The organism is Virgibacillus oceani, assembly GCF_014638995.1.
In the GTDB taxonomy this organism is placed as follows: Bacteria; Bacillota; Bacilli; order Bacillales; family Amphibacillaceae; genus Virgibacillus_E; species Virgibacillus_E oceani.
In genome coordinates, this window is the sequence record NZ_BMFR01000015.1 from 1 (window position 1) to 11,797 (window position 11,797).

General features: G+C 38.7%; 10 protein-coding genes and 1 pseudogene. 9 read left to right on the plus strand and 2 right to left on the minus strand.

Going from position 1 to position 11,797, the window contains the following annotated elements:
* Positions 1-64: 64 nt before the first annotated feature.
* The 8 genes and pseudogenes from IEV74_RS15100 to pdxA form a co-directional block, all read left to right on the plus strand.
* Positions 65-439 (plus strand): annotated as a pseudogene (locus tag IEV74_RS15100) (GNAT family N-acetyltransferase); the annotation flags it as partial.
* Positions 440-457: 18 nt separating this feature from the next.
* A complete protein-coding gene (locus tag IEV74_RS15105; RefSeq protein WP_188456212.1) occupies positions 458-973 on the plus strand; it encodes a GrpB family protein in 516 nt (171 codons plus the stop codon).
* A gap of 269 nt (positions 974-1,242) precedes the next feature.
* Positions 1,243-1,866 carry a GyrI-like domain-containing protein gene (locus IEV74_RS15110; RefSeq protein WP_229683210.1) on the plus strand — a complete coding sequence of 208 codons (624 nt, stop codon included), beginning with the start codon at positions 1,243-1,245 and terminating at the stop codon, positions 1,864-1,866.
* Between the two features lie 25 nt (positions 1,867-1,891).
* Positions 1,892-2,089: a hypothetical protein gene (locus IEV74_RS15115; RefSeq protein ID WP_188456214.1), complete on the plus strand. Its 198-nt coding sequence runs from the start codon at positions 1,892-1,894 to the stop codon at positions 2,087-2,089.
* Positions 2,090-2,222: 133 nt separating this feature from the next.
* Positions 2,223-3,953, plus strand: a complete 1,731-nt coding sequence (locus tag IEV74_RS15120) for a PrpR N-terminal domain-containing protein (protein WP_188456215.1) — start codon at positions 2,223-2,225, stop codon at positions 3,951-3,953.
* Positions 3,954-4,228: 275 nt separating this feature from the next.
* Entirely contained in the window at positions 4,229-5,212 is a 984-nt protein-coding gene (locus IEV74_RS15125; protein WP_188456216.1) for a 2-keto-3-deoxygluconate permease, read from the plus strand.
* Between the two features lie 25 nt (positions 5,213-5,237).
* A complete protein-coding gene (locus IEV74_RS15130; protein ID WP_188456217.1) occupies positions 5,238-6,533 on the plus strand; it encodes a four-carbon acid sugar kinase family protein in 1,296 nt (431 codons plus the stop codon).
* The gene (gene pdxA, locus IEV74_RS15135) at positions 6,526-7,521 is read left to right on the plus strand and encodes a 4-hydroxythreonine-4-phosphate dehydrogenase PdxA (protein WP_188456218.1); all 996 of its coding nucleotides are present in this window, start codon (positions 6,526-6,528) and stop codon (positions 7,519-7,521) included. Before IEV74_RS15130 ends, pdxA begins: the two co-directional genes overlap by 8 nt.
* 299 nt (positions 7,522-7,820) lie before the next feature.
* Here the strand turns inward: pdxA and IEV74_RS15140 are convergent, their stop codons facing one another.
* Both IEV74_RS15140 and IEV74_RS15145 read right to left on the minus strand, forming a co-directional pair.
* Positions 7,821-8,648 (minus strand): C40 family peptidase, encoded by an 828-nt coding sequence (locus tag IEV74_RS15140; RefSeq protein WP_188456219.1) that lies wholly within the window; start codon positions 8,646-8,648, stop codon positions 7,821-7,823.
* A 486-nt stretch (positions 8,649-9,134) separates the two neighbouring features.
* On the minus strand, positions 9,135-10,019 hold the full coding sequence (locus IEV74_RS15145; protein WP_188456220.1) for a fructose bisphosphate aldolase: 885 nt from the start codon (positions 10,017-10,019) through the stop codon (positions 9,135-9,137).
* 341 nt (positions 10,020-10,360) lie between these two features.
* On the opposite strand from IEV74_RS15145, the gene IEV74_RS15150 reads away from it, so the two are divergent.
* The gene (locus IEV74_RS15150; protein WP_188456221.1) at positions 10,361-11,521 is read left to right on the plus strand and encodes a GntR family transcriptional regulator; all 1,161 of its coding nucleotides are present in this window, start codon (positions 10,361-10,363) and stop codon (positions 11,519-11,521) included.
* Positions 11,522-11,797 lie beyond the last annotated feature (276 nt).

An 11,797-nucleotide genomic window follows, 5' to 3' on the forward strand; every position in this document is an offset into this window, starting at 1 on the left:
AGCGATCACACCGGAGAAATGTGAATAAAGTAAGCCTTTTTTGGAGGGAATAAAGTGATGCTTTACAGGCTTAGGTGGAATGATATGGCATGTAGCGGTCCATCCAGATTTTCGCAGAAGAGGAATAGGTAAAAGGCTACTTCTGAAGGCTGAGGAGATGTCCAGGAAAATTGGGCTTAACCGACTTGAAGCTTGGACAAGGGATGACGAATGGGTAAGAAGGTGGTATGAGGCGAATCAGTTTGAAATGGCAGATTCGTATCTTCATGTATATATGGATGGCAAAGAAGAATTAAAGGAAGCTCTAAAAAGTGATGTTCCAAAGTTGTATCCAGTTCAAGGGTTCGCGCACTATGTTGGTGAAGATAGGGAGCTGATGAAGCGTAAATTTAAGCGCGTTCACGAATGTGTTTGTTATGAGAAATATTTAAGTAAATAATACTAGGGGGATATCTATTTGAAAGTACGGCTATCGAGGTACGATGAAAATTGGATTAACATGTTCGAGGATGAGGCAGCGTTTTTAAGTGGAATTTTTGAAGATGAGATAATTGAATTCGAACATTTTGGGAGTACCTCTGTTCCGGGGATGACGGCAAAGCCTGTTATTGACATGATGTGCCTTGTTAAAGACATCGGGAAAATTGATAGGTTCAATGACCAGATGCGTTTGCTGGGATATGATGTTGCTGGTGAATGGGGGATACATGGCAGAAGATTATTTCGCAAAGGCGGAGAAAATAGAACGCATCATATTCATGTTTACCAATACGACAATCCTCAAATTAAACGGCATCTGGTATTCCGTGATTATTTAAGAGCGCACCCTGACGAGGTTGAGCGATATAGGGGTTTGAAGGAAGAATTGTCCCAGCGATATGATGATACAGCTCTATACAGTAAGGCGAAAAAACCTTTTATAAAGGAAATGGAACAACTGGCATTGGAGTGGTATGAAAAACGAGGAACATAGGAACCTATTACGCTTGATTCATTAACCGGACACAAAACACTGTTTGCGTCCGGTTAAATTGGCCAACTTGTTCTATTGAGTAACGTGAATTTTGTAAAACTAATAGATTGCTGCTGCCGAGCGCGCCAAAAGAAGAAACGTGTTGTGGACAACTAGAAAGAATGCTACTCAAGTGTAATAAAGGAGAAAATTATTTTTTTAATATGACATACAGTTGTCATATTAATCATGTTAAACTGGTCGCAAATAATACAAAGGAGAGATTGGTTTTGGGCAAAAAAGTAGATTATAAAAAAGATTTTAAGCATCTTTATATGCCAAAGTCACTACCCGAAATTGTGGAAGTTCCCAAAATGCCTTTTTTCAAGATCAGTGGTTCAGGGGACCCCAATGACGAAGAATTTGCAAATGCGGTAGTGGCCTTGTACAGTCTGAGTTATGCAGTAAGAATGTCGTATAAAAGTGATGAAGTGCCCGCTGGATATTATGAATATACAGTTTTTCCACTTGAGGGCGTGTGGGATCTGCTCGATCGCTCAAAGCCTCCAACGGATAAAAGCAATCTGAAATACACAATTATGATCCGCCAGCCTGACTTTTTGACAGAAAAAGGATTCGAACGATTTTTGGAACAGACAAAAAGAAAAAAGACGAATCCATACCTTGAGAAAGTACGATTTGAACAGGCGGCAGATGGATTGAGCTGTCAAATGATGCACCTCGGAAGCTTTGATGATGAGCCGGAGAGTTTTGAGCGAATGGAAACGTATTGTACAGAGCATGGCTTTACCCGAACAAGCAAAATTCATCGGGAGATCTATTTGTCGGATCCGCGGAGGACTGAACCTGCGAAGCTGAAAACGGTGTTGAGGTCCCCTGTGAGTAAGCGGTAAATGTTTAAATTAATGGTAGTTTTCTATGGATAGATTTTTAGGAATCTGTCCATTTTTCTTTTATCATGATGATCAAGTTGATAAATGGAAAGAAGATGTCTTCAAGGTTACAGCGCAAAATCTCATAGTGTCTTATTTTAGTTTGATGATTTTGAAATTCATAAAGCGCGTAAAGAATAAGAAACGATTATTACAGAAAGTGTACATATGGAGAAGGTTATAAACGTGTTAAACAGCCTAATAAAAAGAGTGCTAGCATTAATGCCGACACTGTATACGTAGCGATTCACATGACATGACTCCCTTAATATGTAATAATAAAGTTGTTGAAATATGCAACAAATGAGGGATAAATAATGATAAAAGCACTTTTGATTGCTCCATATCCTGGATTAGCGGAAACGGCTAAGAAAGTTGATACACCAGGGAATATACATCTGGATGTTACAATAGCCAACCTGGAAGAAGGCGTAAAGGCAGCACTATTAGCAGAAACACAGGGGTATGATTTAATTATCAGTCGTGGTGGGACGGCTACGATGATTCAAGATGCAGTTTCTATCCCAGTAGTACATATAGATATAACCGGGTATGACATGCTGCGTGTTTTTACGTTGATACGCGGTATTAAAAACGGTGTTGCACTTGTTGGATTTGCTAACATTTCTCAAGGGGCGGCTACGATATGCAACATATTAGAGTTCGATGTGAAGATGATTACAATTAAATCCCGAGATGAGGTAAAAGGTCATTTAGAAAGATTAAAAAAAGAAGGTTTCACTGTTGTGATTGGGGATGTTATTACAGTTCAATTTGCCGAACAGGTTGGTTTACGAGGTGTATTGATTACATCAGGGAAAGAAGCAGTAACGGATGCATTGGAGGAAGGAAAAAGGGTTTATAACTTTTTCCGAAGAGTGAATAATCACTTCTATCATTTTCAAGAGACTTTTCGTTCCCTGCCTTATCCAACAGTTTTACTGGATGAAACCGGAGAAATAATAGAAAAAAATTTACTTTATGAACAAGAAAATAACCTTGCTGAAATAATAGCCTTACCTACTGTTACCGATATCTGTAAACGGGTATTGGAATTTGAATCGGTTCAATGGGGAGAAATAGAAGATGGCAGTACTGTATATGAGGTACAAGGCTTTTTGGTTAATAAGCCGGATGCTATTGTTGGTTTAACCATTTTCCCCGGAATACCCAAGACAAGGGAACGAGCTATACGGGTAATTAACCATGCGGTGCACAAACCAATAATTGGAGAAAGTGATCACGCTAAGCGTTTAAGGAGTAAAATAGCACAGTATGCTAAATTAAACGAGGTTGTTTGCATTATTGGGGAAAAAGGAGCAGGTAAACACACGGTAGCTCAAGAAATACACTTTGAACGTTTTGGCCAGAAGGCACCTGTTATTGAAATCGAAGCAGAAAAAATTGCGGAGATAGAAAAAATACAATCGAAGTTATTCGCCATTAAACGGGGTACGGTTTTGTTAAAAGGAGTGGAGTCAGCATCGATCGAAACACAGGAAATGATTAATAATCTAATAGTGAATCTACCTGAGACACTAAATGTTATTGTAATAGTTACCCATTTCCTTGATAAACTTATGCATGACGGATTAATAGAAGATGAACTTTATCAATTACTTTCGGTGAATTCGCTGCACTTGTCCCCATTACGAGCTAGGAAAGAAGATATTGGTGAATTTGTCGACTATTTTCTGACAGAATTTCATGCTGAAAGTGGTAATGAAACAGTCGGGATGAAAGCAGAAGCTGTAGAATATTTAAAGCAATGGGAATGGCCGGGTAACCTTACACAATTGAAAAGTGTGACAAGGGAATTAAGTATGATGACTGCAGCAAACTATATAGAGCTTTCACATGTGAAGGAACTGATGGATAATGTTGAACCAATGCCCCACGATGATACCCTGCGAATTAATGGAACATTAGAGGAAATGGAGCAACGGATTATTAAACAGGTGTTGCAGGAGGAAGGTAACAATCAATCGAAGGCAGCGGACCGATTAGGTATCAATCGATCAACGTTATGGCGAAGGTTACGGCAATAATGTTGTGTGACAATTAAGTCGTTTAATTACAAATAAAATTGTTACATGTACAATGACATTACACAAATAATGCAAATGAGGGGGCCGATGGAGGTTTCTTTTTTTATGTTTAAAAATGCAACAATTAGGTGATTTTTTCATGGAAAAATGTTGAAAACCCAAAATTATTGTTGCAATTTATATCATATTATTTTATTATAATAGATGAAAACGCTTTTATTTTTAATGAGTGTTTAAAAATTGAACATACTATATTATGGATAAGGGGGATGAAAATGAAAATTAAAGCAACATTAGAACGAATTCCGGGTGGTATGATGGTGGTGCCGCTGTTGCTAGCTGCAATACTTAATACTGTTGCACCTGAATTACTAAGGATTGGGAATTTCACGCAGGCATTATTTGTAGATGGTTCAAGTACACTTATTGCGCTATTTCTATTATGTACCGGCGCACAAATTAATTTCCGTAATGTAGGGGTTAGTCTTGGAAAAGGGGCAACATTGTTAACAACGAAATGGTTAGTAGGTGCACTAATTGGTTTAATAGCTTATATATTTGCGGGAGAGAATGGTCTTTGGTTAGGACTGGCACCTATTGCAATCATTGCCGCCATGACAAACAGTAACGGGGGCTTATATGTGGCACTTGTAGGTCAATATGGTGATAAAACGGACCGTGCGGCATATTCATTACTTGCATTAAATGATGGCCCATTTTTTACTATGGTAGCGTTGTCTATTTTTGGTGCCATGGGATTTGTAGACGGATTATTTTCGTTCGTTTCATTTATAGCTGTATTACTACCTATAATCGTCGGTATGGTATTGGGGAACTTAGATGAGGAAATGAGGGCTTTCTTAGACAAAGGAAGCTCGATGTTAATTCCCTTTTTCGCATTTTCTTTAGGTATGGGTATTGATTTTGTAGCAATTATTGAAGGTGGATTGTCAGGAGTTATCCTTGGATTGGCAACTGTATTTTTAACAGGTACAGCTGGTTATTTCGTATTTAAAGCCTTTAAATGGAATCCAATTGCTGGTGCTGCGGAAGGATCGACAGCAGGTAACGCGGTTGCAACACCAGCAGCTATTGCGGCCGCTAGTGCAGGTTTTGCATCACATGTGGATCTGGCTACAGTGCAAGTTGCAGCATCAACGGTAACGACGGCAATTCTGCTCCCAATCTATATCGGTTATCTTGTTAAACGATTGGAGAAAAAAGGTACTAAGATACCAGATGATTACGTAATTAAATAAATTTGGTCATAAATGAGGAATCAACATGAAACAACGTATAGGAATAATTGCAGACGATTTAACAGGTGCAAATGATAGTGGGGTACAGCTTACAGAAAAAGGTGTGAATACCTCTGTTCTATTTGATGTTCCCGGAAATCTGAATAACCTTGATAGTGGGGTTGTAATTGATACAAATTCACGTGCACTGTCCAAGGAACAAGCTGCCTCAGTCACAATGCAAGCAGGTAGGTTTCTAAAAGAAGCTGGTTATCCAACTATTTATAAAAAAATGGATTCAACTTTGCGGGGGCATATAGGTACCGAATTGCAAGCACTTTACGAAGTATTCAAGCCGGAGTTTGTCTTTATTGCCCCGGCATTTCCTGCATTAGGGAGAACAACAAAAGGCGGTATTCACTATGTAAACGGCGTAAGAATATCCGAAACTGAAATATCAAATGACCCTAAGCATCCTGTAACTGAAGCCTTTATACCGGCTATATTTGAAAAGGAAATTGGCCAAAAAATTGGATTAGTTACTTTAAAAGATTTTGATATGGAGAATTTTCAAGAAAAAATTAGCTCATTTAGAAAAGACGATGTTTCGTATATTATTTGTGATGCAGAGACGCAGAATGATTTGAAGGTTGCTGCGCGGAATATGGCAGCAATTTCAGAGAACGTAATCTGGGCTGGTTCGGCCGGATTAGCTGAAGTGCTTCCGGATGTATTAGGATTAAGCCAAGACACAGCTAGCCGTTCTTTTGCTAAATCTAACAAGGTCATGACAGTTTGCGGCAGCCTCTCACAAATAAACAAAAGTCAAGTAGAATATGCGTTAAAACAACCAAACGTAACAGGTGTAGAGATAGATACATCAAAAATCTTCACAAAAGAATGGAATCATGCAGGCAATGGCTATGTTCAAGAAATACTGGAAGGTCTGGATAAGGGCGATGACATTGTACTGTATGTTCCGTCGAATCAAGAGGTAAGAGAAAAGATAAAGCAAATTGGAAGCGATATGAAATTATCCAGTAACGAAATAGGCGAGCGAATTTCCGGGGCTATTGGTGAAGTTGCAGCAAGTGTGATGGAAAGGAACAAGGAATTGAAAGGATTGGTTCTTACAGGTGGAGATACCGCCAAAGATACTTCACGAAACCTTGGTGGAATAGGCTTCCAGCTGATTAAGCAGCTGGAAGCGGGGATTCCGCTCGGTACATTGATTGGTACCAATAGGGAATATACTATAGTAACAAAAGCTGGTGCATTTGGAGGAGAAAATTCTATTTATCATGCCATGCTTGAATTGAAGGAAGGTCAAAATTATGAGTAAGAAACCGATTATAGGAATTACGATGGGGGATGCTGCAGGAGTTGGCCCAGAAGTTATTGTGAAAAGCCTGCAAAGCGAAAAAGTATATGAGAATTCGCATCCAATTGTGATTGGTGATGCGAAAATGTTAAGACGAGCAGCAGAAGTTTTACAAATGAATTTGACAATCAAGGAAATAGACGCAGAATCCGACTTTTCTGCCGAATATGGAGAAATTGCATGTTTCGATTTAGATATCCTTCCAGAAAATCTTCCCTTTGGAGAAGTATCACCGGAAGCGGGGCATGCGGCATTCGAGTATTTGCGTACTGCAATTGAACTTGCGAATGCTGGACGTATTGATGCCATTTGTACAGCACCATTGAATAAAGAAGCCTTGCACAAGGGTGGGCATATCTATCCTGGGCATACAGAAATTTTAGCTGAATTAACAAATACAAAGGACTTTTCTATGATGCTGTCTTCACCCAAATTAAAGGTAATACATGTAACGACCCATGTCGGTCTAATCGATGCCATTAACATGATCCAACCTAAACGTGTATATAATGTGATTCGATTAGCCCATGAGACGCTTACTAATTCTGGTATTACTGAGCCGAAAATCGGCGTTTGCGGAATTAATCCACACGCTGGTGAAAATGGGTTATTTGGTTATGGAGAAGAGGAAGAAAAAATTATGCCTGCCATTGATCAAGCAACAGAAGAAGGTATTCATGTAGAAGGACCACTTCCGGCTGATACGTTATTTTTCCGGGCGCAACGCGGTGACTTTGATATTGTAGTTGCTATGTATCATGATCAGGGACATGGGCCAATCAAAGTACTAGGACTGGAAGCTGGAGTGAATATAACAGTCGGACTGCCAATCATACGAACAAGTGTCGACCATGGCACAGCATTTGATATAGCGGGAACGGGTGTTGTTGATGAAAGAAGTATGCTTGAGGCGTTAAGACAGGCGATTGAATTAGCGCCAAAAGAGTAGGTTGTTTTGATTTTTTGTTTTCAAATAGAGCTTCGGTATTAGTGCCAAATGAGTTAAATAGTCTATTTCAGATACCTTGTAGCGTTCATCTCTGCAAGGTTTTTTATGGTGCTATAATTAAAGGACTGGACCTGTACATACCGTGTTTTTCTTCCATGTTAAATGCTTCGTTACGGTATTTAGGGTTAATCTCACAACCTAATATTCAACCTAATATTTGGTACAATTTAAAAAACTTCCAGTTGAAAATTACAACGAAATTTCAACTGGAAGAAGTTCTATTGATAATAGGAGGCTATCTACTGAAATGATTTTGCACCAATGTAGCGGCTTTCCCAATAGCTGTAGCCCAGATCGGTTACTTCAACACCGGTTTCTTCTGTACCTGCATGAATCATTTGGTTGTTGCCAATATAAATACCACTGTGAGATACACCATCTTTATACGTATTTTCGAAAAATACAACATCGCCAGGGCTTGGTTCATCTACATGTGTTCCATTATTTTTCCACATTTGAGCGTGTGTTCTTTCCAACGATATGCCTGCCTGATCGAATACGTAGTTGATGAAACCACTGCTGTCAAACCCTTCTTCAGGTGTTGTTCCTCCAAACGTATAAGGGCTACCAACCAGACTTTCGGCGATCGAAACAATGTTAGAAGCCTCTGCTGTTGTAGATTCTGTTGGGGTTGGTGCTTCTACAATGGTCAACTCCTCTTCTTCTGTATTAGAAGCTGAACGGAGTGCCTTCTTTGTTTCCGGTCCAACAATTCCGTCGACTGCAAGTGCATTATCTTGTTGAAAATCTCTTACCGCATTATCCGTTATGGGACCAAAACTTCCGTCAACAGCCAAATTGTAGCTGTGTTCATTTAGAGCAGATTGCAGACTAATAACAGCTTTCCCTCTGTCGCCTTCTGAAATAAAACCTGAACCAATGGTAATAGTCGGGGATTGCTTATTATCAGTTAACTTATTTCCAGTTGTATTATTTTGGCTAGTACTGTCATCCGGTACTGCAGCCTGTGCAAAAACACTACCTGCGACAACTGGTGTAAATGTGAGTGACACTGCAAAACCCGTTGTTATAATATACTTTTTAATCGAACGTTTCTTGTTTTCCATTATGTATCCTCCTCGTTGAATTTTTAATTTTACAGATACTATTCTAGCAAATAAACTAGATTAAGAGGTTAGGAGGAGAATACATTTTCGTTAATAGTTCATTGCAAATTATGACAACGTGTAAAGGTTAAAAAGGTGCCAGTTACTTGCCGAAATTTAACAAGTGATAGCACCTTAATTTATTTCTAACCAATATTACTTTCTTTATTTCAACACTAAATTACCTGATCAACTTCACCAATTGAACTACCTCGATATTTTTCAGCCAGTATTTCCACAATCATTTCTTCGCCCGCTTTTTAAGAAATTAATAGTTCACGATTGTACCCCTATATAATAGGGTTTCTACTGTTGCATTAAACTGATTATCATAGCTTGATTCGTCATTCCAATATGCTTATCCCTCACTTGCCTGCTAATGCGAGAGAGGGATTATTTTAATGCTATGACAATCAATCAGTTAAATCGTAAATCTGGGATTACTTTCTAAACAGATGCCTCATAAATAGCCTTTACAGCATCCTTTAGTACAGCATTAAATTCCTCATCGGTCTGATTGACATTCAAATCCTGGCTCAATGCTCTGGAGAAACTGGCAATAAGACCGTCGTTTGCTTTAAGTTTTTCGTTAGCAGCATCCGCGGAATAGCCTCCAGATAGTGCTACTGCACGAACAACTTTCGAATGATCGATCAGGTCTTTGTATAAATTTGCCTTTGTCGGAATCGTTAATTTTAACATGACGGGCTCATCATCGCGGAGGCTTTCAAGATGGCTAAGGATTTCAGTTTTTAGGAGTTCCTCACACTTCTCTTTTTCTGGGCTGTTGATATCCACTTCTGGCTCAATAATTGGTACAAGGCCCGCCGCGATAATCTGTTTGCCGATCTCAAATTGCTGATCGACAACTGCCTTGATAGCATCTGGGTTGGCTTCTTTAATTACGGAGCGCATTTTTGTACCGAAGATGTGGCGCTCATTGGCTCTTCTTAGTGTTTCGTCAAGGTCGGTAATCGGCTTCATCATTTGCACACCGTTAGACTCTTCGGCTAGACCTTTATCAACTTTTAGAAAAGGTACAATGCCTTTATTTTCAGCAAGGTAGTCTGCAGTGTATTTGCCTTCGATTTCACGATCCATCGTTTGTTCGAACAAAATGGCTCCTAGAATATAGTCGGAATCAAATGCAGGGGACGTAATAATCCGTGTCCGCATTTCGTGGACTAAATCGAACATTTCATCCTCATTGGAATACTTGTCCTCTGAAACACCGTAAGCAGCAAGTGCTTTTGGTGTACTGCCGCCACTTTGATCCAGTGCAGCGATAAACCCTTTTCCATTCTTCATTTTTTCCAATTGATCTTGTCGCATTTTTTCCACTCCTCTACCATAATAGTGCTAGCTTTTTCAGCTTGGAAAATAAATATACGTATTAAATGCTGAAGCAAGCATCCTGTATTAATTGTAGCATTTGTGACAGGCAGGAAGGTAGGGAAGTGATTGTGGAAACATCGTGACAGACTGAATGGACTCCATGCTCCGCCAAAATATGTTAAAATAGTAGGAAAAATGACATGTTAGTAAACATCATGTAACCTCGTTAATGAAGGTTGGTGTCTATACAGCTATAAATACAGTTACCCTATATTGAAATTGAACTAACTTATTATAGTTGTTATAATGAATATAACAAATTATTAAGGATGGATTGAATGAGTAGTCTTTACGAACAAATATACAATTATATACTTGATAAAATAAAAGCAGGGGATATGAAGCAAGGCGATAAAATCCCTACAGAGGAAGAATTGGCTAAACAGTTTAATGTAAGCAGAATTACATCTAAAAAGGCGCTGGATTTACTTTCTCAGAAAAATGTTATTGACCGCTTCCAGGGAAAAGGGTCCTATGTATCACAGAACCTTCCGAATTTTAACATCCCTTCCAAAGAAGATACATCGAAGCCCGAAAAGCAGCACGATCATAAGTTAATTGGATTAATTATACCCGATTTCACAGATACATATGGTCTCGATATAGTGAAGGCAATCGAGAAAAGGTGTTCAGAACATCACTATAACCTTATCATCAAAAGAACGTTTGGCTTGAAAGAGGAAGAAAAAAAGGCAATCCATTCCTTTGTTAAAATGGGAGTAAAAGGAATTATTGTACTGCCTGTGCAGGGGACACATTATAATAATGAATTGCTGCGATTGGTTGTTGAGGAATATCCGTTAGTTCTAATTGACCGTTATTTAAAAGGTATACCAGCAAGTTCGGTTTCTATTGATAATAAAAAAGCAATGCAGCAGCTAACCAAATTAGCATTGGATGGTGGACACCAGGATATTGCATTCATATCCCCGTCAGTAGAAGGTACCTCTTCCGTTGAAGAACGATTTAGAGGATTTCAAGCAGCTTTTTCCGAAAGAGGTGTCCCTTTAAATCAAGAGTATATTCTGACAGATATTCATAGTACCATGCCAGTTAATTTGCATGGCGAAGACCCTAAGGCTTATGAAGAAAGGGATCATGACAGGATGCTTCGCTTTATTCAAGGTAATCCCACAATCACAGCGTATATCTGCAGTGAATACGAAATTGCCGTTTTCCTATCCAACATACTTGAAACACTTGAAATAAAGAATCGAGAGGATATTTCGATAGTGTGCTTTGATTCCCCAAATACCTATATAGATAAACCTTTTTTTACCCATATACGGCAAAATCAATCGGCAATGGGATATAACGCGGTAGATCTGTTAATTAAACAGTTGCATGGAGATAAAGAACCGGTTGATTGCAAAGTTGATTTTGAATTAGTGGAAGGTCAATCTACAAGAATGGATAGGTTACATGGGACCCATGAATAAACTTAAGCTGTTCCGTGTAGGGAAACAGTGTAAATAGCTTTTGAATTTGCATACTTTTATTGAGTTTTTAAAGAAAATAAATCCAAAATAGTAAAGCAGATAGCACCTGAAATAACATTTTGACAGCTATTGTCAACGTGTGTTTAGGTGTTTTTTTGTGTTATTGGTATGCCAACTTTAGTTCAAAAAATCCAGGGTATTTTATAACTAACGCAGAATAGTGAAGGAGGCATATATCCAAATGAACGAAATAAAAACGAAATTACCCACATAACA